Origin of the sequence: Nostoc sp. UIC 10607, from assembly GCF_047228265.1 — a bacterium.
Taxonomy (GTDB): domain Bacteria; phylum Cyanobacteriota; class Cyanobacteriia; order Cyanobacteriales; family Nostocaceae; genus Nostoc; species Nostoc foliaceum_A.
Window position 1 is genome coordinate 69,106 of record NZ_JBIQNW010000023.1, and the last position, 25,595, is coordinate 94,700.

Sequence of the window (25,595 nt, forward strand, 5' to 3'; positions counted from 1 at the left end):
CGCTATTAATTGCCCTAATTTAAATATTTTGTTTTTAAAGCAAAACTACAAACACTACACTACGTCAAAAAATTACATACCTGAAACTAGATTTGGAAGTGTGTGGGCTAAAAACAGCTTTTAACTAGAACTAGTAGAACATGATTTTATCAAACTTGGAAATTTGTATTTCCTTTTACATTATTTTAGTTTAACCTGCATTATCGCAAAGATGATCCCCGTTTATTGAACTTTACAAAGCTAAGAAAACTATTCCATCTCTATGTAGGTTAAACTTTTTCTACTAGAGCATTTGCGAAAATTAAGTAATTTTTGTCTGATGCAAACTTTAAAAAACTTAACACATTTAACTTAAGTTGAATTGAGAAAAGTTAATACCATAATAGAGAAATGTCTGTTTTTAAATCTATCTATTAGAGGTAGAAAGATATAGCGAATTGTCATAGATAAAAATCCTCTTGTCTTATTTTCAGAGTTTATTCAAATATGCTTGCGAAGTGCGCTTATTTGCTATACTAATTTCCCAGAGCTAGTCTTGGTATATCTCGATCAGAATAATTCTTTGGTTATAGAGATAAGAAATACCAAAAAAGTCATTCTCACCCCATTACCGCTGTTGTCAAGATGTGAAATAACTGATGGGATAAGTAGTTTGCGTCTGTAGGGTATTTTTTTCTTTGCTTTTGCTTCTAGCAAAAATTTAGAATTTTAAGGTTCTGGGTAAATATTTAGCTACTAAATCTTCATAGTAAGGCTTTAATTTTTGCCAATCTGGAGGATTAGGGTTCTTTGAATACAAATCGTAGGGATTGAATAACTTCACCCATTTAAACATTTCTTTATCGTGTTTATCCATCAAATGTTCGTAAGCATTTTCACGATGTTGAGGATAAAATGAGTGATAGCGGAGAATGTACAATGCAGATTCGGGCAAATAGTTTTTCATCATGTAATATACATACTCATCATGTCCCCATGACATGTGTACATTACTCAAGCCACAATTCGGCTCGTAAACACCATATAGGGAGTTATATATAGGGTTATTGTAATCAGGGTTTTCTTTGAAAAATTCCGAGAAAACAATCTTATCAGAAAATGCACAACCCACTGGATAGGTATCACCTACTGTAGCCCATTGGGGTTCACCAAATAAGCAAAGTACTTTCCCCATATCGTGAAACAAGCCAGTAAGTACCATCCAGTCTGGGTGACCATCAGCGCGAATGGCTTCTGATGTTTGCAATAGGTGCTGTAATTGATCTAAGTCTGTATCAGGATCTGAATCATCAACCAATTGATTCAAAAACTCCAATGCATCCCAGACAGACATTTCTTTTTTATCCAACTTCAAAAATTCTTCTTTTTTTTCTAATACAAAATCATACGTTTGATTGATATGATTTAACCGATAGAACTCTTTCACCGTGTCTCTAGTGGGCGTTTCGTAATTCCTGTACTCTTCGGTGGTTTTACCTTCTTTAACTATGCTGTCCGCATCGGGATAGCGATTAAGTAAGTCTTCTTCCCATTCTTCTAGAGAATGTAAGGGATTGTTTTGAGCTTGGTCGATGGCATTATTTAGAGTTTGAGACATAACTTTATTACTTGTCGATATTGATTTGTTAAATGCTATTTTCGCACTCCACCTTATGCACAGGTGTGCAAAACTTGTATTGAATTTATTTTTGCACACGTGTGCAAAAACGTGTGTTAAGTTTCTTGTCGTCTTTGGATGCATGTGGATTTGAGTTCAGACAAAGCACTTATGCGATCGCTAATTCTTAAGATATTTTGAATGCCTTCTCAGTAGCGAAAACTTTGTAAACAGCTATACACACGTGTGCACAAAGCTGAATATAAGCTCATATTTTGTTTTACACACCTGTACTTAATTTTTTTGTCAACTTTATCCACAGAAGTGTCAATTTGTCAATTGGATTGCATGAGAATACTTGACAATATTAGCCAACTCTTGTAATTGGCTGATCGCTTCTGCACCCTCCAACTTCATTAATTCGCGATCGTCCCATAATTCCATCCAAGTAATCCCGTAATCAGACACTAAAAATCGAATCAGGTGCTTTTCTCCTAGGCTAACCATAAATGAAGCACTCTGCATTTGGTCACCGCATATATAACAAGACGCTGTATAGCCACACCCGTCAAGTGTAATTGTCAAGGCTTGCAGGTTCATTACCAAGTCTTGGACGAATTCCTGATGTTGTTGCGCTAATCTTAGAAACACTAGTTTTCTCCTACCACTACATTTATGTGGTTCCTTTTAAAATTTCTTTAGATTTACATCTGATGTAATCTGGTTGCCAAAAGTTCATGTTTTCCTAAAGACGTGATTAATCTTAATCTTCCGGTTGTAACCAATAAGCTAAATCCCCAAAGCCGTTCTAATGTTTTGGACAATTACCTGGGGTGGTTGTGCAACATCCATAGATATGGTGTCTAATGGTTCTTCAAGAGTATAAAACTGGCTGTTGAGGAGTTTTTCGCTCATGTAATGATTGCTACGCTCTTGCAATCGCATTTGAATCAACTCATAAGACCCTTTGAGGTAAACTAGCTTGATGCGTTCGCTATCCAATACCAGAAATTGCCGATAGCTGTCCTTTAGAGCCGAACACGCCAGCACTACATTTTTATTATCTTGCAGCCAATGTTTTATGGCTGTTTGCAAATCTTGCAACCAAGGCATCCTGTCAGCTTCACCCAGAGGGATACCGCGCCGCATTTTCTCAACATTCTCTGGCGAGTGAAAAGCATCAGCGTCGCTAAACTCCCATTCTAACGAGTCTGCTAGCAGTTTTCCTATGGTGGTTTTGCCAGAACCTGATACACCCATTACGATAATAATCATTGACTGCTTAATCATATTTTACTTAAGAAAAGTTAAGTTATTGAAATGGAGGCAGAAGTCAAGACTGCTTTCCATGCAACATGTGAGTTGTATTAAAATCTCTTGACAAATAACGATTATTTTCTATAATACTATTTATGCACACGTGTGCAATATTTTAAAACCTCATATAAAAAATGAATAAAAGAAGAATTTCAATTGAAGATATTGCTCAAAGAGCAGGTGTTTCTCACTCCACAGTTTCACGCGCTTTGAGAGATAATGCTCTCATTAGCCCTAAAGTGCGAGAGGAAATTAAGCAATTGGCGCAGGAGATGAACTATGTGCCTAATGCTATTGCTCAAAGCTTGCAAAATAAACGCACTAATACTATTGGAGTAGTAGTAACTTCAATAGCAGATCCATTTTTTGCTGAGGTAGTAGAGGGAATCGAGAAAATAGCCAGACCCGCAGGCTTGAGTGTTTTGTTAAGTGCTTCACACCGAAATTTTGAGCAAGAAATAGCCGCTATTGATAGTTTTCATCGTCGGAGAGTAGACGGGATTTTAGTAGCCGACTCACGAATTAGTAAGCAGCATACCAAACAACTAACGCAAATTGCTGTGCCAACAGTTCTGATTAATAGCCAGACAGAAGATCAATCTGAAATATTTCACTCAGTGGCAATAGACGATCGCTTAGGTGCTAGATTAGCCACAGAACATCTAATAAGTCTGGGACACACCGCCATTGGTTATCTGGGTGTAGGCGATCGCAGCAGATCGAATCAGCAGCGCCTAGAAGGGTATCAAATGGCCCTTGCGGAAGCTGGTATATCACCAAATACTGATTGGGTTGCAATTAGTGATGAAGATGATACCAGAACAAGCGATGTTACTACCGGACAGCAGATGCTATCTAAACTATTGACTGCTGAGGTTACAGCCATCTTTTGTTACAACGACATGGTGGCGGTTGGTGCTTTGTTAGCTTGCCAAGAACTAGGTATTTTAGTACCGCGAAGTTTAAGCCTGGTTGGATTTGATGGTATTGCTTTGGGTAGTTACGTTACTCCGCCACTGACGACAGTCAGCCAGCCAATGTTAGAAATTGGTGGTATAGCCATGCAAATGTTGCTCGACTTATTAGAAGGAAAAACTGTCGAAAATCGCGTTTTATCTCCTTTTTTATTACAGCGTGGTAGTAGCGCAGCATTACAGTAATTTTCAGGTACTTATACAACAACTGAGATGGGGAGTAGAGACGCGATTAATCGTTTCTGTTGAAAAGCTCTGTAATAAATCAATACACTTGGGTTAAGGGTTATTAGTGTAGATGATTGGTTTTTTAAGACGCGATAAATCGCGTCTCTACAACTGTGTTGTGTAATAAATAACCACAATTAATTTGAAAAAATTTTAACAAAACAAAAATTATGTTAACCAAAAAACTGGCTTTATCTCCCGATCGCTGCTTTTCTCCAGAACCAGTTCAAAGACGACTAGCTCACCAATTTTTTGACAGCATATCTGCGCTACCCCTAGTCTGTCCACACGGCCATGTAGATCCAGCTTTGTTAGCTAATCCCGCAGCTCGTTTTGGTTCACCGACCGAATTATTTATTATCCCAGACCACTATCTTTTGCGGATGCTTTATAGTCGGGGCATACCTCTGCAAGCTTTGGGCATACCTACTACTGATGGTTCACCAGCAGAAACCGACCATCGTAAAATCTGGCAATTGTTCGCCGAACATTTTTATCTATTCCAAGGTACTCCGTCCGGGTTGTGGCTTAAAGATGAACTAATTAACGTCTTTGGTATAGATGAACCTTTAAACTCTCGTAATGCCGGACATATCTATGATTACTTGGAACGTCTATTAGCTTTGCCTGAGTTTTCCCCTCGTGCTTTATTCAAACGCTTTAACATCGAAGTGCTTTGTACTACCGATGCAGCCAGTGACACCCTAGAGAATCAGCGATCGCTCCACGAAGAAGGTTTTACTCAAATCAGACCAACTTTTCGACCAGATGCAGTAGTTCACTTAGATGCTCCTGGTTGGCGCGAAAATTTGACCAAATTGGAAAGCACTGTTGGTAGAGAAATTAGCACTTACGCCAATTTTATAAAAGCCCTAGAAGAACGTCGCGCCTTCTTTAAAAAAATGGGCGCCACGGCTACCGATCAAGGTGCAGCTACACCTTATACCACACGCCTTTCTGACCAAGAAGCAGAAGCTATTTTTGCTAGAGCATTAACCGGCAAGCTGAATCCAGGTGATGTCGAGAATTTTACTGGTCATATGTTCATGGAAATGGCTCGGATGAGTGTGGAAGATGGCTTAGTGATGCAAATGCATTGTGGTGTTATGCGTAACCATAATCCGGCTCTGTTCGAGACATTTGGATCTGATAAAGGTGCTGATATTCCGCTAAAAATAGAATGGACTCAAAATCTGCGTCCGTTGTTGTCAGCCTATGGAAATGATCGGCGCTTTAGCTTAATTCTTTTTGGCATGGATGAAAGTACTTACAGCCGAGAATTGGCTCCCCTAGCCGGTCATTATCCCACTATATTGCTTGGCCCGCCTTGGTGGTTTCACGACAGCGTAAATGGCATGGAACGCTACTTTAATCAGGTAATGGAAACTGCTGGACTTTATAATACTGCTGGGTTTAATGATGATACCCGTGCTTTCGTTTCTATTCCGGCTCGTCATAATGTCTGGCGACGGGTAGCTTGTAATTGGTTAGCTGGATTGGTAACACGGGGATTGGTTGAGGAAGAGGAAGGGTATGATATGGCCCGCGCTTTAGCTTACGACCTCGCTAAGGTTGCTTACAAATTGGACTAATACCAATACTTGTCGGTTAAGGGGGAAAGGGCAAGGGGAAAAGGGAAATAAAAACCCTTTCCCAAAACCAAACTTTGGGTTCAAAATGCAAAAACCGAGTAGTATTGGGACTAATACTAATTCTCCCAAATCAAGCTATTACAATTAGCTCTTTCAACGTGACTCATCAAATCTCTTGTTTTTTCTCAGCGCTCTCTGCGCCTCTGCGGTTTAAAAGTAATTTATTTAACCACAGAGGTGCAGAGGACACAGAGTAAATAGCTCAAACAGGAATTTATTAACCAAACTTTTTACCCACCTTGAAAGGGCTAGCCCTAATATTGATTTTTTTAATTACGAATTACGAATTACGAATTACGAATTGAAATAAGATGTCAGACTATATTTTAAATAAACTTTTTAGCCTAAAAGAGCAGGTAGCAGTCATCACAGGCGGTTCTGGTGTACTTGGTGGGGCTATGGCAAGGGGTTTGGCCCTTGCTGGAGCGCGAGTCGCGGTTTTGGGTCGCAATGAAGCACGAACGGGTACAGTAGTGGCTGAGATTACCGCTAACGGTGGAGAAAGTATGGCTGTGCTTGCAGATGTTAGCGATCGCTCCCAACTAGAAATTGCTAGGGAAGCCATTATACAGCGTTGGGATCAGATAGACATCTTGGTAAACATGGCCGGCGGTAATATTCCTGCTGCCACAATTACCCCTGATGCCACTATTTTTGATATGCCTCGCGTTGCTTTTGAGGAAGTAGTCAGCCTAAACTTACTCGGTACTCTACTACCCAGCCAAGTTTTTGGTCAAGCAATGGTCGAAAGAAATCAGCCCTATGGTTGTATTGTCAATATTTCTTCTATGTCTGCCATTCGAGCGATCAGCCGCGTGGTTGGCTACTCAGCCGCTAAAGCCGGGATAGATAACTTTACTCGTTGGTTAGCCGTCGAACTCGCCCAAAAGTATGGAGACGGGCTGCGAGTAAATGCGATCGCACCAGGTTTCTTTATTGGAGAACAAAATCGAGATTTACTCCTAAATGCAGATGGCAGTTTGACCATGCGCGGACAAAAAATTATCGACCATACCCCCGCCGGACGTTTTGGAAAACCAGATGAATTACTCAGCACCTTAATCTGGTTATGCAGTTCTGGTTCTAGTTTCGTCAACGGGGTAGTTGTGCCAGTAGATGGTGGATTTAGTATCTACAGTGGAGTTTAATTATGTATTCACTGGCTGTAACTAATGGGACACTTTCACACGAGCAAGTTTCCGGGCTAGTTCATCAAACTTTGGCAGACCCGAAGTTAGATGGACAGCGTATCCTAGTGTTAATTCCAGATGGTACCCGCACTGCTCCCATCCCCCAAATGTTTCGATTGCTTCATCAGGAGTTGAGTAAAAGGGTAGCGGCTCTGGATTTTTTGATCGCTCTGGGTACACATAATCCTATGAGCCAGGAACAAATTAATCACTTGGTAGGGGTGACACAGGAGGAGCGAGAGACAACCTTTAAAAAAGTTCGCATCTTTAACCACCTTTGGAATGAGCCAGATACTTTTATTTCTTGTGGAGTAATTTCAGCAAATGAAATAGCAGAGATTAGCGGTGGAATACTACATCAGGCAGTTGATGTGCGTGTTAACAAGCTTGTAACAGAGTACGATTTAATAATGATTTGCGGCCCGGTCTTTCCCCACGAAGTTGTCGGTTTCTCTGGCGGAAATAAATACTTTTTTCCTGGCATTGGTGGTCAGGAAGTAATTGATGTATCACACTGGTTAGGTGCTTTAATCACCTGTTACGAAATTATTGGTACACCGGGAATAACACCAGTTCGGCGCTTGATTAACCGAGCCGCTACCCTGATTTCTACCCCTAAGCTTTGTTTGGCGATGGTAGTCGCACCAAAAACGAATCAGCTAGCTGGACTTTATATAGATAAACCAGAGTCAGCCTGGGAAGCCGCTGCAAAATTATCGGCCAAACTGCATATTAAATATGTAGATCAGCCTTTTAAACAAGTGCTTTCAGTAATGCCCCAAATGTATGACGACATTTGGACAGCAGCGAAAGGAATGTACAAATTAGAACCAGTAGTGGCTGACGGAGGCGAAGTAATTATATATGCTCCTCACATTACCGAGTTTAGTTATACACACGGCGAAATCCTGTCGCAAATTGGCTATCATGTGCGGGATTATTTCCTTAAACAGTGGGATAAATTTCAAGCCTATCCCGGTGGAGTATTGGCCCATAGTACTCACTTAAAAGGTATGGGTACTTTTGATCCTATAGAAGGAGAACAAGCGCGGATTCGCGTCACTCTAGCTACTGGCATTTCTGCTGAACGCTGTGCTGCTCATAACTTGAACTATCGCAATCCGGCTACCATTCGACCCACTGAATGGTCTAACCGTGAGGATGAAGGTATCTTACTTGTGCCAAAGGCTGGCGAGATACTATACCGTCTTGCCAATGATAAGTAAGCCGTCGATTTAGAGATGGCACAGATTTTTGCTAGCTCTTCATAACCCAATCCCTAGCGATCGCTAAAATCTTGGGAGAATATGAACATTGTAGCGAGTGCTGATGTTGAGCTTGAGGCATGATTGTCTCTAAGAGGATGTTTAAAAAATCCTATTGTCGGTATCAAAAGTTTTAGATCCCCCTAAATCCCCCTTGAAAAGGGTAGAGCTGTTTCATTCCCTTAAAAGCTCAAAAAAGACTCATGTTCTGAACGAAAGCCCTTGTGTTCTGAACGAAAGCCCTTGTGTTCTGAACGAAAGCCCTCGTGTTCTGAACGAAAGCCCTCGTGTTCTGAACGAAAGCCCTCGTGTTCTGAACGAAAACCCTCGTGTTCTGAATGAAAGCACTTGTGTTCTGAACGAAAGCACTTGTGTTCTGAATGAAAGCACTTGTGTTCTGAATGAAAGCACTTGTGTTCTGAATGAAAGCACTTGTGTGTACACCGTAGCCTTTTTAAAGGGAGCCAGCGCAGTCTTCTCCCAAAAGGAGAGGCTAGCGCTTTCTCTACGAGAGGCTTTCGCCAACGCGGAGCGTCTCGCAGAAAAGCCCATTGCAAATTGCAAATTGGTATGAGCTATTCCAGGATGAATTATCCAGGGGTTCGATATTATCCTCGAAAGCGAAGTTGCAGGTGCAAATTTCACGATTAGGACTGCGCTTATCAAAAAGAAGCAATTATGTATTGTTAGAAGCTATTTTAACTACTACCAAAAGGTAGATAAATTCTACTTTATTAGACATAAATAATATTGATAGCAGTAGTTACGAATATGAGAACTATTTAATTGTTGTTTCTCATAAAATTTATTGCTAATTTTATACAATTCATACAACTTATACACTATTCAAACATTTATTCAAACATGAGTTATCACAATAGGATGTTAAAGTGAAAATTGTTAATAAAATTATGTTTGCCGAGTCAAATAAATAGTTAATTTTGGCAATGCTGCTGTAAAATATCGTGTATTTAATGGAGCTTAAAAAAATAAATTATCCAATTTCAATCCCCCTGCCTCTTGTACAAGAGTTTCTTCTTCAAGGTTAATAGCCAGTTCACTGTTTTTATGCATACTGATGAGACTTTTACTGAATTCCAAGCAAACACAATAAATGTACTGCTTAAGGATATTCCAAAGCTCAAGAAAACCTCAATTTTGAAACTTTGATGTATATAAATAATAAATTTCCTACTAATCCTTCATCTCTACAAGGGCTACGAGTGCTCCTTGTAGATGATGATGTCAATTTCTGTAATTCGTTCACGCCGATGTTGCAATCCTATGGTGTGAAAGTGCAAGCAGCATTTTTAGGAGAGCAAGCTCTGGAAATATTTATGCAATGGCAACCTGATGTCCTCTTGAGTGATATTTCCTCGCCAAATGAGGATGGCTATGCTCTGATTCACCAAGTGAGAACACTTACGGGAGAGCGAGGCAAAGTAGTACCAGCGATCGCTCTAACAGGCACTGTAACAGAAGATATGTATCAACATGCACTTTTAGCTGGGTTTAGTTTATGCTTTGCTAAACCCGTAGTTATTGATGATTTTGTTGCGGTGCTTGGCATTTTAGCAATTGCTAATAATCCAACTTCATCTTCATGCTAAGTAGCTCTAATTAATATTCTTAGATATATAGGACTCATATTTGATTGCGTGAAAAAATTCAGTATAACTTAAAAAAGTTTCTTAACTGTTGCCTATTGCTTATTACGTATTACCTGTTGCCTTCCTATCGCATTTCTCTGCAAGACGCTTTGCGAACGCACACCATGCAAATAATTTCAGAAATCAAATTTAATTGCTATATTAATTTAAGTTTGGACAAGCAAGTAATAATATGGTCATTTATTGGTGAAAATGATTATTTTTGAAATGACACTAATGAACTTGATAAACGACAGTATTAATTTTATGAGTTATAAAATGTGCATTTTAACTCAATTAGTTTTGCTTTTGAGTAGCGGAATTATTGGTATTGGATTTATTCTAGCTTCTTATTTCTTGGCACTGAATTGGATTTAGTAGCTTAAATTGTTTATAATTTATCTGTTGTGGATATTAAATAAAATATAAAATTGTCAAACTTCCAGATATTTGAGTTTGAAAGCAAGTTATGAGATGCTCACTTTGTGAGAAATAATACATCCAAGTTTTCAGCAAGCCTAAATTTATTTATGGGGTTCTTTTGCTTGCCCCCAGCAAGAACTGCCGCTTTTACTCTTTTCTTGACGCTAAGAGGTTGTTTGAAAAGTCTAAATTATTACTTGCCCTGGCAACTAGAAGTCGCGGCTACACAGACCAAACCCACCTACGTGGGTTAAGAAGCTTGATTTTGTGTTAGTCCGCGCAGGCGGACTTTGCTTGTATAGCCGCGATTTCCAATCGCCCAAAACTTTTCAAACATCCTCATAAGGCAAAATTGAAAAAATGAGAACTAGGGATGATTTGAGAGCTTAATTAATCAAATAGACCTTAACTTATTTAATTTGTACTCAAACTATTATTTATTAAATACAAGGCAAGTAAGTAAACTGACCTAAAATATCAACCTGATCTGCCAAACCATTGCGGTGCTAGACTTCATCCTATGACATCCGATCAACCCTCTGAACAACCTATATCTGAATCTACCGCTAATGAAGTGTTCGACGTAGAGCAACAAGACAATAAAGATGCTTTATTTCCCATCGTTGGCATTGCTGCTTCTGCGGGTGGATTAGAGGCATTTACGCAGGTACTCAAACATTTGCTTACCGATACAGGGATGGCATTTGTGCTGATTCAACACTTAGATCCTAATCACAAGAGTCTGTTGAGCGAGATTCTAGGAAGAACAACTAAAATGCCCGTCAATGAAGTGCGAGACGGCGTAACTGTGGAACCTAACAACGTCTACATTATTCCGCCTAACACTAAGATGATGTTGTGTAGTGGGGTGTTGCAACTCACGCCGCGAGAGAAAGTTCATGGTAAATATATGCCTGCTGATGCGTTCTTTACTTCATTAGCAGCAGATCGAGGGCACAAAGCGATCGCAGTAGTTTTATCTGGAGCAGATGGAGACGGTTCACTAGGGTTAAAGGCAATCAAGGCAGCTGGAGGCGTGACTTTTGCTCAGTGTGAAGACACGGCAAAATTCGATAGTATGCCCAATACTGCTGTTGCTACCGGGAATGTGGATTTTGTGCTACCGCCGCAAAAAATCGCCGAGGAACTGGTAAACCTCAGTCGCAATCCTTTTATTTCTAACTCTTTGCCACGGATGGCAGTTGAGAAGTTGCCCGAACAGGGAGATGCCCTGGCGGCTATATTTGTATTATTGCGATCGCAAACTGGCGTTGACTTCAGCCACTACAAGCCCAACACCCTCGATCGCCGAATCCAGAGGCGAATGCTGTTGTATAAACTACAACGCTTGGAGGATTATGCCGAGTATTTGCAAAAGAATCCGGGTGAAGTCAAGGCGCTGTATGAAGAAATTCTGATCCACGTCACCCATTTTTTCCGCGATCCCGAAGCATTTGAAGTGTTGAAAGAGCGAGTCTTTCCTACCATCATCCAAAACAAATCAGCAGAGTTGCCGATTCGGATTTGGGTAGCTGGGTGTTCGACAGGTGAAGAAGTGTATTCCATCGCTATCTCCTTGCTGGAGTTTTTGTCAAATAAAGTAACCTCGCCGCCGATCCAAATTTTTGCCACAGACATCAGCGAGATAGCGATTGACAAAGCGAGATCGGGTATTTATGCAGAGAATCAAATGGTGGAAGTCTCACCAGAGAGCCGCCGCAGATTTTTTAATGCCCTTGAGGGCGGTGGATATCAAATTAGCAAAGCTGTCCGCGAACTGTGTGTGTTTGCTAGGCAAGACTTGGGCAGTGATCCTCCTTTTTCTAACTTAGATTTAATTAGCTGCCGGAATGTACTGATTTACTTGGACGAAACGTTGCAAAAACGGATATTGCCCATCTTTCATTACAGTCTTAATCCGACTGGCTTCTTGCTGCTAGGGACTTCAGAAAGCACAGGTAAATATTCGGACTTGTTTATTCAGATTGACAAAAAGTATAAAATCTATACCAAAAAGCTAACTGCAATTCGTCCAACTTTTTCGTTCATTACCAGCAATTATCCGATAGTAAAAGTAGACGAATCAAAGCCGACCGATGAGAATCCATCGGATGAGTTTGATTTAGAGAAAAAAACTGACCAACTAATCTTGAATCGCTATGCGCCAGTGGGTGTGGTGATCAACGACAAGATGGACGTGCTGCAATTTCGGGGAGAAATCGATCTCTACCTCAAACTTGTACCGGGGAAACCGAGTCTTAACTTATTCAAAATGGTGCGCGAGGGTTTGCTCATCGAGCTACGCGCCACAATTTATCAGGCACAACGGCAAAAAATTCTAGTTAGAAGAGAAGGGTTACGAATTGAAGAGGGCGATCTTGCAAAAATCATCAATCTTGAGGTGATTCCATTCAACCCTGGGACTGGCGAAGAACTCTACTTTCTGGTTTTATTTGAATCAGTCCCACCCACAATTAACAACCCCAGCACAGTAAATCCTGAGAGCGAAGAGCAGTCAGACTTAGCGCAGGAGATTGTTCGGCTCAGGCTTGAACTTGCAACCGCCATCAAAGAGCGGGCTGCAACTCAAGAATATCTACAAGCGGTGATCCAAGAGCAGGAGCATATCAATCAAGACCTGAAAGTTGCCAATGAAGAAATCCTCTCTAGTAATGAAGAGTTGCAAAGCACCAATGAGGAGCTAGAAACAGCCAAAGAAGAGATTCAGGCAACCAACGAAGAACTCAACACCACTAATGAAGAACTTCGTAGTCGAAATCTGGAATTACACCAAGTCAACAACGATCTCACGAATTTACTTGCCAGTATTAATATTCCCATTTTGATATTGACTTTGGACTTACGCATTCGACGTTTTACGCCAATGGCGCAGCGACTTTTCAATTTGATTCCCACCGATGCTGGACGACCTTTGAGCGACATCAGAGCAAATCTCGATGTTCCTGAGTTAGAAACTCTAATTTTGGAGGTTCTTGACACACTCAGCATCAAAGAATTAGAAGTCCAAACTCTAGGGGGACATTGGTACAACCTCCGCATCCGTCCTTATCGCACTACAGAAAACAAGATTGACGGTGTAGTGTTGGTGTTAATAGATATTGATGTTCTTAAACGCAGTGCCGCAACCTTAGAACAAGCCCGGAATTACGCTGAAGCAATTGTGGAGACGGTACAAGTGCCGTTAATCGTCCTTGATTCTGATTTCCGGGTGAACAAAGCCAATCGCTCGTTTTATGAAACATTTCAGGTTTCACCATCAGAGACAGCGCAATCTCTGATTTTTGAACTAGGGAACGGTCAATGGAACCTGCCCGGACTGCGATCGCTCTTAGAAGACATTCTTGCCAACGATACCAGTATTAACAACTGGGAAGTAGAGCATAGTTTTGAGCGGATTGGGGAGAAAACCATGCTGCTCAATGGTTGGAAAATTATTGAACAGGGAGAGGCTCAAATGATTTTGCTGGCGATTGAAGATATTAGCGATCGCAAACAGTTAGAGTTAGAGCGATCTAAGCTACTAGAACAAGAGCAGTCAGCCCGTCAACAGGCGGAAATTGCCAACCGAGCCAAAGATGAATTCCTGTCGAACCTCTCCCATGAACTTCGTAACCCGCTCAATACTATACTGGGCTGGGCGCAACTTTTCCGCACCCGCAATTTAGATTCAGAAGCAGTCATTCGTGCCTGGGAAGTGGTGGAGCGGAGTGCTAAGGTGCAAGGTCAGTTAATCGATGATATGCTGGATGTCTCACGAATTACGAGTGGCAAGCTTCATTTAAATACTCGTCTAATCGATCTAGCTTCAGTAGTGGATGCCGCCATTGAGTCTATCCAATTTTCCGCAGAGGCGAAAAGCATTGAAATTGTTTCACAGTTGAATTCGGCGACGATTGTCGGAGATTTTGACCGTTTACAGCAAGTTCTGTGGAATTTACTTTCTAACGCCATTAAGTTCACTCCAGCCGGTGGGCGAGTGGGAATTATGCTCGAAGCTGGATCTACTCACGCTGAACTTCGAGTCAGCGACACAGGAATTGGCATCCGAGAAGACTTGCTGCCTTATGTTTTCGATCGCTTCCGCCAAGGAGATTCCAGCAGCAGTAAAACAAGTCAGGGACTTGGATTAGGCTTGTCAATCGTCCGTCATCTGATAGAACTTCATGGTGGAACAGTTCAAGCGCAAAGTCCAGGCGAGGGACTAGGAAGCACGATCATTGTCAGGCTACCTCTGCGCTTAATGCCACCGGAGATTACACCGCCAACTTATTTAGAGCCGAGCATTTTGTCAGAGACTCAGCACACATTAGATGGTAAAAATCCACCCCTTACCCTTGAAGGGTTATGCATCTTGGCTGTAGACGATCAAGCGGATAGCCGCGATCTGATGAAGTGGATGTTAGAAGAGTTTGGGGCTGAAGTAGTAATTGTGACATCGACAAGGGAAGCGATCGCTGCTTTAACTGAATCTCCTGGCAAATATGATGTGCTTTTAGCAGATATTGGGATGCCAGAGGAGGATGGTTTTTCCCTGATTCGTCAGGTGAGAGCGCTTGAAGCTGAAGCTGGGGGACAAATTCCAGCAGCAGCAATCACTGCCTATGCCACCGAACAAGAGCGGCAAAGGGCAATTGATGCTGGTTTCCAAATGCATCTAGCTAAACCGATTGAGCTTACTAAATTGGTATTGATGATTGCAAATTTGAGTGGACGAGGCACAGATAATTCGTAATTCGTAATTCGTAATTCGTAATTGAGGTACAGAGCAACTAATTTTAACGTGAGTTCAACGAACCTCTCCCTCCCAGCCTCCCTCTCCGAAACGGAAAGGGAGGAGTAGCGAAAAATTCAGCTTTTGCTCCCCTCTCCGTGTCGGAGAGGGGTTGGGGGAGAGGTCAAATAATACTTGTCGAACTCACGTTAATTTTAATTATGAAAAAGTAAAAAATGTCCGGTGTCCAGATCCTCGACTTCTTTGAGAAGTCGGGGATCTAATTTTTCTTTAATTTTTAACGGATGATTTAGAATTGCCATATCAAATGTTTGAATAAACGTTTTAATTACGTATAAATTGTATATTCTCCACCTAAAACATTCCAAAGGTACAGGTTATATCTTAACATTTTTACTTAAAAAGATACAGAGTATATTTGATTTTTTTTAATAAAACAGAAGGTATCAACTATTAATTAGAGGAATCTTACGCATGACTGCAACCTTCATGAGGAGGCCTAAGTTTCGCAATACCCAATGGGTGAGCTTTGTTGGTGGAGAAGGGATTGTACGCAGCTACACACCTGAATATGGCAGATGGATGTATCTCATTGAGATGGCATTAGGGCTAGAGCCTGACTTTGGCAGAGTTGGTGCAGAAACGATGATACTCCTTACCGAGGCAGATTTACTTACGACATACAGCGAATTTCAAGCTGGTGAAGTAAACAATCTAAGTCTCAAACCCCAGCATGAAGGCTGTTTTACTTCTGTTAGCGCAGTGGGGCGTAGCCAATTCTGATACCAATTCGTAATTCGTAATTCGTAATTCGTAATCAAGGAAATATTACGTAGTCTGAGTTTCAGGGTTTGTATCTGTTTCATTATTTTTTTGAAATGGTATGACTTCTGAATTCTGCTGTAAGTATGTTTTTGATAAGGAGGATGAGGAGGTGGAAAATGTTTAAATCTACCGATTTAATTCGGGGTAAAATCTACTCTTGCCGAGGGGAACAAATCAAATTTAGCCATCAATCTCGTAATCAGAGATTCTTCTTTGTAAACAGTAGTGGTAAGCACTTGATGTTTACATCCAATTTTATTCAGCGAGAACTTTATGAAATCAGAGTACTAGCAGAACAGTAGGGGAAGCTTCATGCAGCAAGACAACTCTGATTTAGTCAAACAAATCAAAGACTTCAAAACTTATAGTTACTCCTAAGATTAAGTTATCCCAAAATCCAATTTTGACAAACAATTATAGCAAGACTTCAAGATCATTAATGCTCATTTTAGCTGAGTATAAATCAAGTACCAGTTCCTAATAAATGCTAGGAGATTTTTAACCAATGGCTAGGATGCATAGCGCTTCATTAGCAGCGAGTAAAAAGGAATTACCATGAGACAACTTATTATTGCTGAACGCGTAAGCCTCATTGGTCATATCGTGTCAACAGTATTTGGATTGGTAGGAATACTACTGGTTATACCTAATTCCCAAGTAATTTTTAACTTATCCGAGGTTGCACAAACTGCCATCCAATGGAGTATGGCAGGAGGCGGTGTAGTTTATATGATTTTAGGCGCGGCAGGTGTTTTCTTGTATGCCACGAGGATTTTGGGTTTAGGTCGTGCCTTAGCATTTCTGTTGCCATCAGTATTTATTTCTCTAGGAAGTGAATTACTAGGAACCAGTACTGGTTTTCCATTTGGTCATTATAGTTACTTAAGCGGTTTAGGTTATAAGATTGCGGGTTTAGTCCCATTTACAATTCCCTTGTCGTGGTTTTATTTGGGATTTGTTTCTTACCTGCTGGCACGTGCAGGTTTAGAAGTGGACAAAAAACCCAACTTGTGGCGGCATATAAGTGCGATAAGCCTACGGCATGGCTTCGCTTACCGCTTTGGGTGCTTTATTACTAACTTCCTGGGATTTTGTTCTCGATCCTGCAATGAGTCAAACTTCTCTACCCTTTTGGTATTGGCAACAACCAGGCCCCTTCTTTGGAATGCCTTACCAAAATTTTGCGGGGTGGCTGGGTACTAGCTCAGTATTTATGACTGTGACTGCACTGTTGTGGAGAAATAATCCAATTAACTGGGAGCGATACCTGCGGTGGGCTTTGCCAACGCAACTTAATATACCTTTTGCAGTTTATTTAAGTAATTTTGGTTTCGCTACAGTCATGAGCTTAACAGCTGGATTCTTTGTACCCGTGTTGCTAGGCTTGTTGCTGGGTGTCACACCCGCAGTGCTGCTGTGGTTGAAAGGCTCACCTACACCTGTCTAAGTTCCCATTGAACCACCAGAAATCTCTGTAGCTAGGGTCAAAGTTACAGCGAAATGAAAGGGCATTGGGCATTAGGAGTGCTGAGTTAGGAGTTAAGAGTTAGGAGTTTTGTTTGTCCCCTTGTCTCCCTTGTCCCCTCATCTCCCTCACTCCCTCACTCCCCCATGCCCCCTGCCATTCCTGCTTGGAGAGTTCTTTTCTCGGCAACAACAAACTAGCTTCAATCTCCTGGCGCACAACGCCTGTTACCTCACAGTTGCTATTGAGGCAATCGAGAAGCAACTGATTGGCATCGTAATATTGTTGCAATACTTGCTGTTGCTGTGGGCTGAAGTGCCAGTGATGCTCAATGTTTCGATGCTTGGCGATCGCAGTTTTTAACTGTTCCATCCAAGCAGGATAACTTGTTTGCCACCATGTCTGAAACCTTTCTCTACTTTGTTCTTGATCGGGCAGTAGGTCTTTAAGTTGTTGTAAAGCTTGATGTAAGCCAGCATCTTGAGTGATCGCTAAAGCATAACTCAAAGCATCGTCGCAGGCATAGGCATCGGCAAAATTAGATTTGCATTCCATTACTAGGTTATCTAATGCCGCATCCAAAAAAATATCCTGATCAAGGATGCAGACAAGAGCAAAGTGCGAGATCAGGTGAGGAGTTCTAGCCAGGGCAAAATAAAACGCCCGAATTACAGCAGGCTGAGGAGCGGCAAGAGACTTTTGACTTTTGACTTTTGACTTTTGACTTCCCCGTTCGCGCAGCGTCCCGTAGAGAAGGGGCTGACTTGCCCAAGTTAAAAATTTTTGTAAATATGTATCTTCAGCCACTAGCGCATCAACTTCTTGCTTCATCAACAGTACTAAGAAATCTGCACTCCGCAGCATGGCAACCGTTAACAAAAAGATTTCGCGCCACCTGGGTTCAGTAATATGACTCACCAGACGTTCTAACGGTCGTTCTAATGCTTGTAAATTATAACTGGCAACGATTTTTCGAGCAGTCAGGTATTCTTGAAACGTCAAATAAGAGAAAGAGAAAATCCCCCGCACTCGTTCTGCTAGTAATCCATGTTGTAACTCTATTGCCTGAAGTACCCCTTCACTATCTAATTGCAATTCCTCTGGTTCCGTCGAAGCATTCGGTAAATCACAGATATAATCGCTAATGTATTGTTCAACAATGCGTTGTTCAAAAAAGTAATTACCCTGGTCAAATGTCGCGCTAGCAACCTGACTCAGCAACTTCAGATTTTGTGATAATAAGAAACCTTCGTACACTTCATCCCGTTCAATTGCTTTGGTTTCATCCCATTTGCCCAGGAGGAGGTCTAAACATTGCTTATAAAACGCAATTTTTTGGTTTGGGAATTTGTTCTGGTGATGAAAAACCCAGCAGGCGAGATGTAAAAACAAGGGGGAGACGGCAAGTCTACGAAATTGTAAGTTTTCCGGTAAATCTAGTTTCTTAATAAACTCAATTGCCTGTTCTTGTTTATTCTGGATGTTCGTTTTTGTAAGTGCTGTAAACCACTTCTGAGCAAAAGCAACAATTTGGTCTTGACTAAATGGGGCAATTTCAACATCTGTAAAGCGTCTAAGGATGAAAGCTTTAGCCGCCGTGCGGCAGGTGACGACAAACATATTCTTTTGATACTTTTCAGAGAATCTGCGAATCTCATTGGCGACACCCTTTTTTTCTTGATGGAGTACTTCATCTAATCCATCCAGCAACAGCAACACTCTGCCCTCTAACAACAAAGTTTCCAGCACAGATGGATCTGCAATTCCACAGGTAAGGAATTCCTTGCAAATATAGTTGATTAAATTGAACTCTCTTGCAACTCTCGTTTCGTCAGCAAAATCTCTTAAGGTGACAAAAATAGGAACCCGATTTGCTGCAAATTTCCCTCGGTTGCATTGAATCGCCAGATGTTGTAAAAAAGTGGTTTTACCTGCTCCTGGTTTACCCAACACCCGCAGCTTTGAGTAAGTTTGAACTGCCGTGATCCCCGCCATTTGTGTCTGGGATACTTCACCTAAACCAAAGCGATCGAATTCTTTTGATGTAAACTTTTGCAAGTCAGCAAACTCTAACCACTGAAGGCTTGCAATCTCCTCCAAAATGTTGACATCTATGTAAATGTCATCGATTCTAACAGGGCGACTAACATCTAATAACTGCAAAGTGCTGCACTGGTCTTGAATTTTGTCAAAGCGTTGCGATCGCACAAATTGTACTAAAGCATCAATATCCAAAAATTCAGCAGCAGCAAGTTCTTTTGATTCAGGGAATTCTTCTGGAGGATTAGCCGCAATCTCCCGCCAATTCAACGACAACACAGAACAAATTTCTATAAAGATATGACGGTCAACCGAACGCCCAGTAAAAAACCGCCAAATTGGTTGGCGAGTCTTTAAGTTAACTTCAAAAGCCAAATTGTCTTGTGTCCACCCCTTATGAGCGAACGCTTTTTTAGCTTGTTGAATCCCGGCGAGGGATGCTTCGAGCGATCGCTTTACCATAGAAGCTTACACATATCAAATAAGAATTCTTCAAGTTGACATTATTGCAACATACAGTTTCGGAAATACTTAGAAACCTAATTAGTTATTTTTAAATGCTAATGATTTATTTAAAGCATCTTCAGCCAATATCCTGTCATTGCATTAATGCCAGTATAATTTGGTTGATCACAGTATATTTTGTAACTTTGTGTTTGGGGCTATGGAAAGTTTTTGTATATCTACTAGCTCTAGTGCTGCGGCAAGTCTAAAGTTTATGTACGATTGAGTGCTCACAATTATTATATCACTTCTGTAAGCTTGTGTATAAAGTTAGCTTGTTAGCATTAATGTTTAAATAACTTAGCATCAATCTGATGATTTAGAGAGTTTACCTAGCGACAGAGGACTTAAGAATCTAGTACGCCACGGCGTAAATAGAGTAACCATTTAAAATCCCTAAAAAGTTTATACTATAATACTTTTGATTTTTTATTTTTGACTTTTACCTTGCGGTACTAGTCTTTTTCTGGTGTTTATAACTGCCTTTTTAAACATAATTAGCTCAAAGATGTCTTATTAAGGAAAACGCATCTAAGCATAAGATTTTTTTTCTTGATTTCAATAGTTACAGCGTTTTCTTATCAAGCCTACTTATTAAGCAAAATTCTTATTAACAAGAAAGAATACATGCGCGACTTCGCCAGAATAAGAAATTGAATTCCATGCGAATGGTGGACTTCGGCGTGAGCGCTCGTCGAATGCTGAATAAATGGTGAAACACCACACCAAATTGAAAATTTGGTGCAAAACCATCAGTGCCGGGTCAGAATCAATCAGGGATTCTGACGAATGTATACTCACTTAAGAACTTTATTATTTGCATACACACCTACAGCTGATAAGAAGCCGTCAAAGCCACCGCTAAAGCATCCGCAGCATCATCCGGCCTAGGAATTTCATCTAAATCCAACTCCCGCGCCACCGCCTCTTGCACTTCCGACTTATCAGCATTGCCATACCCCGTTAAAGCTTGCTTAATTTGAGCAGGAGTAAACTCTACATAGGGAAGACGACGCTGGCCCAATACCAAAATGAGTACACCCCGCGCCTGTGCAACCAGGATTGTACTTGACATACGATAGAAGAATAGTTTCTCGATCGCCACTAAATCTGGTTTAAATTCCTCCATTACGGTGTGTAAATCATCGAATAAGGTACATAGGCGCTGTCCCATTTCTACATCTGCTGACGTTTTTATTACCCCAAAATCCAGCATATTTACTGTAGTTTCTTGTACCTTGTTGGGAACTTGTGTACAGGTAATTACTCCAAATCCTAAAGTTGCCAGTCCTGGATCTAATCCTAAAATTCGTTTTTCCATTAAATTCACTTTTACCAAGCCAGGGTATTGTTTAACTAGGAATACTGGCAATCTTGACCACTTGCTCTTAGTCTAATGGGATTGACAAATATAATAGTTTCACGCCTAGTGTTTTAAACCAAGTGGTGTACATTTTCTGTTAATTATTGTTTGTAGCACTGCTCCAAATTAGGTATGTCAATTGGTTTTCTTAGACAAGCCCTCAACGCCCTGCAAAAGCAGTCGCGTTCTCGTACTTCCTATCGGGTTAACCAGTGGTTCAAATGGTTATCCCCTGGACTATCGGTAAAACGTTGGTTATTGATCAGTATTGGGGGTGTACTGCTGGCGAGTTTGGGGTTAGCTATCTGGATTAAGCTGACCCCAATTTTTTGGATGTTCGAGTTGGTTAGAGGTTTCCTGGGAGTAATCACCAACATCTTACCCAACTATATCAGTGGCCCTTTGGTGCTACTTGGCGGCTTGCTGTTAGTGCTTTGGGGGCAAACTCGCACCGTAGGCTCAATTACTAAGGTACTAAGAGCAGAAGGCGGAGAAGAACTCATCGATGTCTTACTGGCCCATCATCGATTGTACCGAGGCCCGAAAATAGTGGTCATTGGTGGTGGTACGGGGCTTTCGACGTTGTTGAGGGGACTGAAAACCTACAGCGCTAATATTACTGCTATTGTCACCGTAGCCGATGACGGTGGATCTTCTGGACGGTTGCGTCAAGAATTTGGAGTGTTACCACCAGGGGATATTCGCAATTGTTTGGCTGCACTAGCAGATGAAGAAAAGTTGTTAACAGAATTGTTTCAATACCGTTTTCGGGCTGGAGATGGGTTAACTGGGCACAGTTTTGGCAATTTGTTTTTAACGGCAATGAGTGATATTACTGGAGATTTAGAACAAGCAGTTGCAGCCAGTTCTAAAGTGCTAGCGGTACGGGGACAAGTACTACCAGCAACTCTCAGTGATGTCCGCCTCTGGGCAGAATTAGCCGATGGTCGCCGCATTGATGGGGAGTCTAGCATTCCCAAAGCTGGCGGTAAAATTGTCAAAATTGGCTGCATTCCAAATAATCCTCCAGCAGTACCAGCAGCTATTAAGGCACTTAAAGAAGCTGATTACATTATTATTGGGCCAGGTAGCCTTTATACAAGCCTAATTCCTAATTTATTAGTACCAGAAATTGCCGATGCGATCGCTCAAACAGATGCCCCCCGTATTTATATCTGCAATATAATGACTCAACCAGGAGAAACTGAAGGCTACACTGTTGCAGATCATATCAGAGCAATTGATGCTGCTTGTGGGCAAAGACGGCTATTCGATGCTGTACTAATACACAAAAAATCCCCCTCGGAACAATCACTTATCCGCTACGCCCAACAAAACTCTCATCCTGTTTTCTTGGATAGAGAAGCCGTAACTCAGCTAGGGCGAAGGATTGTTCCAGCGAATGTTTTGTATGAAGATGAAACTGGTTGTGTCCGTCACAATCCGCAGAAACTAGCACGAGTGTTGTTGCGGTGGTACGGTAGAGGTCATCACTTAAGATGAAAATTAGTCATTTGTCCTTTGTCCTTTGTTTAGACTAATGACTAATTAAGCTGATGCGCATTTAAAGTATATAAACACTCTTGATGGTCGTTAACTGTTGACGGTTAACAGTCATCAGTCATCAGTCATCAGTCATCAGTCATCAGTCATAAGTCATTAGGTAAATGTACAAATTAAATGCGTAACAGCTTATGAAAACGTTTCTTTCAGATACAGAGGCGACGCTACGCTTAGGTATTGCTCTCGGTGAATCCCTGACTCCTGGAAGTGTAATTTTACTAGAAGGTGATTTAGGATCTGGTAAAACTACCCTAGTTCAAGGTATTGGCAAGGGTTTGGGAATCACTGAACCTATTGTCAGTCCGACTTTCACGCTGATTAATGAGTACACGGAAGGACGTCTTCCCCTTTACCACCTAGATTTATATCGCTTAGAACCACAAGAAGTTGCAGCCCTAAATTTAGAAAGTTACTGGGAAGGTTTTGAGGTGATACCAGGAATTGTGGCAATTGAATGGGCGGAACGATTGCCATACAAGCCAAATAGTTATCTAAGCGTGAGTTTGACTTATGGGCATGGGGGCGCTCGTCAAGTCGAACTCTTACCATTCAATTGTGTCATTAACGAAGCCAAAATAATTCGTAATAATTAATCAAGTTCCTCTGTATCCTTCAATTAAATTACGAATTACGAATTACGAATTACGAATTAGTAATTATTTGGTCATTGCCGCGATTTAAGCTCATCTCCCGACTGAAGTCCGAGAAATGTCACTTTATTGAGCACAACACGAGAAAATGTCTGCAAACAGTCGAGGGAGAACTCCACACTCGTTCTATCTGCCACTACCACGCTCACCACTGTAAATCACTAACATTGTTATCTCAACCCAAAATAAATGAAAAATTTTGTAACAGCAGCTTTATTGCTGCAATAATCAGTTATAAAAACTGATTTAGATGGTGTATGAATTAAGAAAATGTCAACTGTTGTTGGGTTAAATGAGAGTTTTCACAAAACTTAGTCAGCTTAATTTTGCCCGATTTGTTCTCTACTGTCATTAAGAGAACAAATCTGGATTACTTAGCAGCCAAAGCTATTACAAGAAAGTTAAACAACATCAAATTCCGTAGAAGTTGTCTAACTTTTCCTTACATTTAATATACCCAATACAAAGTCACAATATATACACAAAAATACTGATTTATCAAATGTTTGAAAATTAATTTAAATAATTTTAATTAGCAATAAGTTTTTCTATTCACATCTGTAATTAATACTGAAATTAATAAATTTAAATAAAACATCTCGTATTTCTACAGAATTATCGTAGAAATACGAGATGTTTTATCCTATATTAGTTGATATTAATATGTCTACGTGGATGCACTAGTTATCTTTAATAAAAGAGGCGATCGCCTTTTTTATCGGAGAACCAGAGTCGTCTCTGGTATAGTACGTAAGACCTTGATCAATGAATGCAGAGGTAGTATCGATTAACTGTTGAAGAATCTCGGAATTAGTGTTATCTATTTCTTCACTAACCTTTTCTCCTGTAAATCGGTTTTTTCGATCTTCTGGAGGTAATACAATGCGAGGATCTTTATAAGTCTCTTTTGGCTTGGGTTTAAATGTCTCATTTAAGTCAAACTGAAGACGCAAGTAACGCTTAGAATCATATCCACCCATGATTTGTCGGCAAATTGTACTATCAATCTCAGATGTAGGTTCCATAAAGATATTAGTAAGATTTTGTACCCAATCTAAGCCTCTCCATTTGCTTATTTGCTTATATTGAAATGGTTCACCAGTTTGACCTGTGCCAATAGAAAGAATAGAAATATCTTCCAATCGCAGATTATCCAGTTTATATTTTTGCTTGATTGTTGGAGAGACTGAAGACTGACTGATCCTCATCACTAGACTCAAAGCTGCCAGAGCAGGGTTGTTAGCAGAAATTCCTCCATCAATATGTGGAAATTCCCAATATCCAAATTTTTCTTTATCTACAGGTTCTAATTTATATGGTGGAAAAAAAGTAGGAGCTGAGGCGGAAGCGGTACATATCTCCCATAAATAACAGTCATCGTACCATCTGTCTCCTAAATCGGGATGACAATTTGTAAAAAAGGTTGTATTTCGATATAACGTATCGTAAGCAAGAATCAAGAGAATAGGTTTTTCAATATCCTTTATTCTTGTGGATTTATATGCATCTTTGAGGACGCTAATAATTCCATCATGAGAATATTTAGATACTGAAAATACATCAATAATTGATTTGATGAGGGATGGCAAGTTTTTATAGCGCTCTTTTCTATCCAGCGGGAATATATCTTTACCTCTATCTTTATACAGTTTAATGAGTTCATCACTCTCCTTCCCTACAGCAATCCCTCCTGCTAATATTGAACCAGTAGAAGTCCCTGCAACCAAGTCAAAGTACTCGTGTAAAAAGTTTCCTTTCCCGTGATTTCTAATTTCTTGTTCTACTTGTTGAAGTATTCGTGCTGCGACTATTCCACGAATACCGCCACCGTCTAAAGCTAAAATTTTGAAGGTCATAGCAATTCTCCTTGATAATTTCTATGGTTATATTTCCAGGCATAGTTTCTGGGAAATACATGACTTGGATGAAGGTCAAGCATCATGAGATTTGTTCCAATACCTACCTTATCCGCCTGGAAGATTTAACGAACCGCCAAGGACGAGGCAGTGCGTTACAGAAGTTGCCAACACTCGATTACTCGCTAACTCTGCCGCTATCCGTTATAGCAACTGCCGTGCCAAGGACAGGTCATCTTATAGCGCGAAGGCAGTAGTTATTGAAGATTTGACTTGAAACA

17 protein-coding genes and 1 pseudogene are annotated in these 25,595 nt (G+C 40.8%); 12 read left to right on the plus strand and 6 right to left on the minus strand.

The genetic code is table 11. From position 1 onward, the window contains the following. Nucleotides 1–700 precede the first annotated feature (700 nt). From ACEYW6_RS19815 to ACEYW6_RS19825, 3 genes are all read right to left on the minus strand, one after another. Nucleotides 701–1,597 carry an inositol oxygenase family protein gene (locus ACEYW6_RS19815; RefSeq protein ID WP_412981085.1) on the minus strand — a complete coding sequence of 299 codons (897 nt, stop codon included), beginning with the start codon at nt 1,595–1,597 and terminating at the stop codon, nt 701–703. Nucleotides 1,598–1,924: 327 nt separating this feature from the next. Further along, nucleotides 1,925–2,248, minus strand: coding sequence for a DUF1815 family protein (locus tag ACEYW6_RS19820; RefSeq protein WP_190891881.1), 324 nt, complete (start codon nt 2,246–2,248; stop codon nt 1,925–1,927). A 138-nt stretch (nt 2,249–2,386) separates the two neighbouring features. Next, nucleotides 2,387–2,872 carry a gluconokinase gene (locus tag ACEYW6_RS19825; RefSeq protein WP_412981086.1) on the minus strand — a complete coding sequence of 162 codons (486 nt, stop codon included), beginning with the start codon at nt 2,870–2,872 and terminating at the stop codon, nt 2,387–2,389. Between the two features lie 176 nt (nt 2,873–3,048). Between ACEYW6_RS19825 and ACEYW6_RS19830 the strand changes: the two genes are divergently transcribed. The 9 genes and pseudogenes from ACEYW6_RS19830 (at nt 3,049) to cruF (ending at nt 17,320) form a co-directional block, all read left to right on the plus strand. Next, complete coding sequence (locus ACEYW6_RS19830; protein ID WP_412981087.1) at nt 3,049–4,074, plus strand: LacI family DNA-binding transcriptional regulator; 1,026 nt, start codon at nt 3,049–3,051, stop codon at nt 4,072–4,074. Nucleotides 4,075–4,286: 212 nt separating this feature from the next. Then, nucleotides 4,287–5,708, plus strand: a complete 1,422-nt coding sequence (uxaC, locus tag ACEYW6_RS19835) for a glucuronate isomerase (RefSeq protein WP_412981088.1) — start codon at nt 4,287–4,289, stop codon at nt 5,706–5,708. Nucleotides 5,709–6,079: 371 nt separating this feature from the next. Beyond that, on the plus strand, nt 6,080–6,916 hold the full coding sequence (locus tag ACEYW6_RS19840) for an SDR family oxidoreductase (protein WP_412981089.1): 837 nt from the start codon (nt 6,080–6,082) through the stop codon (nt 6,914–6,916). Nucleotides 6,917–6,918: 2 nt separating this feature from the next. Continuing rightward, nucleotides 6,919–8,184, plus strand: coding sequence for a lactate racemase domain-containing protein (locus ACEYW6_RS19845; protein ID WP_412981090.1), 1,266 nt, complete (start codon nt 6,919–6,921; stop codon nt 8,182–8,184). Between the two features lie 1,208 nt (nt 8,185–9,392). Then, the gene (locus ACEYW6_RS19850) at nt 9,393–9,833 is read left to right on the plus strand and encodes a response regulator (RefSeq protein ID WP_412981091.1); all 441 of its coding nucleotides are present in this window, start codon (nt 9,393–9,395) and stop codon (nt 9,831–9,833) included. A gap of 982 nt (nt 9,834–10,815) precedes the next feature. Beyond that, complete coding sequence (locus ACEYW6_RS19855; protein ID WP_412981092.1) at nt 10,816–15,048, plus strand: chemotaxis protein CheB; 4,233 nt, start codon at nt 10,816–10,818, stop codon at nt 15,046–15,048. 474 nt (nt 15,049–15,522) lie between these two features. After that, nucleotides 15,523–15,831, plus strand: coding sequence for a hypothetical protein (locus tag ACEYW6_RS19860; protein WP_412981093.1), 309 nt, complete (start codon nt 15,523–15,525; stop codon nt 15,829–15,831). 158 nt (nt 15,832–15,989) lie between these two features. Then, the gene (locus ACEYW6_RS19865) at nt 15,990–16,175 is read left to right on the plus strand and encodes a hypothetical protein (protein ID WP_412981094.1); all 186 of its coding nucleotides are present in this window, start codon (nt 15,990–15,992) and stop codon (nt 16,173–16,175) included. 253 nt (nt 16,176–16,428) lie between these two features. Next, nucleotides 16,429–17,320: pseudogene (gene cruF, locus ACEYW6_RS19870) on the plus strand (gamma-carotene 1'-hydroxylase CruF). A gap of 99 nt (nt 17,321–17,419) precedes the next feature. Here the strand turns inward: cruF and ACEYW6_RS19875 are convergent. Both ACEYW6_RS19875 and ruvC read right to left on the minus strand, forming a co-directional pair. Beyond that, a complete protein-coding gene (locus ACEYW6_RS19875) occupies nt 17,420–19,840 on the minus strand; it encodes an NACHT domain-containing protein (RefSeq protein ID WP_412981095.1) in 2,421 nt (806 codons plus the stop codon). Nucleotides 19,841–20,711: 871 nt separating this feature from the next. Further along, nucleotides 20,712–21,203, minus strand: a complete 492-nt coding sequence (gene ruvC, locus ACEYW6_RS19880) for a crossover junction endodeoxyribonuclease RuvC (protein WP_412981096.1) — start codon at nt 21,201–21,203, stop codon at nt 20,712–20,714. A 174-nt stretch (nt 21,204–21,377) separates the two neighbouring features. On the opposite strand from ruvC, the gene ACEYW6_RS19885 reads away from it, so the two are divergent. Both ACEYW6_RS19885 and tsaE read left to right on the plus strand, forming a co-directional pair. Beyond that, entirely contained in the window at nt 21,378–22,748 is a 1,371-nt protein-coding gene (locus tag ACEYW6_RS19885) for a gluconeogenesis factor YvcK family protein (RefSeq protein WP_190891873.1), read from the plus strand. Nucleotides 22,749–22,939: 191 nt separating this feature from the next. After that, nucleotides 22,940–23,401 carry a tRNA (adenosine(37)-N6)-threonylcarbamoyltransferase complex ATPase subunit type 1 TsaE gene (tsaE, locus tag ACEYW6_RS19890; protein WP_412981097.1) on the plus strand — a complete coding sequence of 154 codons (462 nt, stop codon included), beginning with the start codon at nt 22,940–22,942 and terminating at the stop codon, nt 23,399–23,401. A gap of 737 nt (nt 23,402–24,138) precedes the next feature. Here tsaE and ACEYW6_RS19895 read toward each other — a convergent pair. Continuing rightward, nucleotides 24,139–25,314, minus strand: a complete 1,176-nt coding sequence (locus tag ACEYW6_RS19895) for a patatin-like phospholipase family protein (RefSeq protein ID WP_412981098.1) — start codon at nt 25,312–25,314, stop codon at nt 24,139–24,141. A gap of 23 nt (nt 25,315–25,337) precedes the next feature. Here ACEYW6_RS19895 and ACEYW6_RS19900 point away from each other — a divergent pair, with 23 nt between their 5' ends. After that, on the plus strand, nt 25,338–25,571 hold the full coding sequence (locus ACEYW6_RS19900) for a hypothetical protein (protein ID WP_196514118.1): 234 nt from the start codon (nt 25,338–25,340) through the stop codon (nt 25,569–25,571). Nucleotides 25,572–25,595 lie beyond the last annotated feature (24 nt).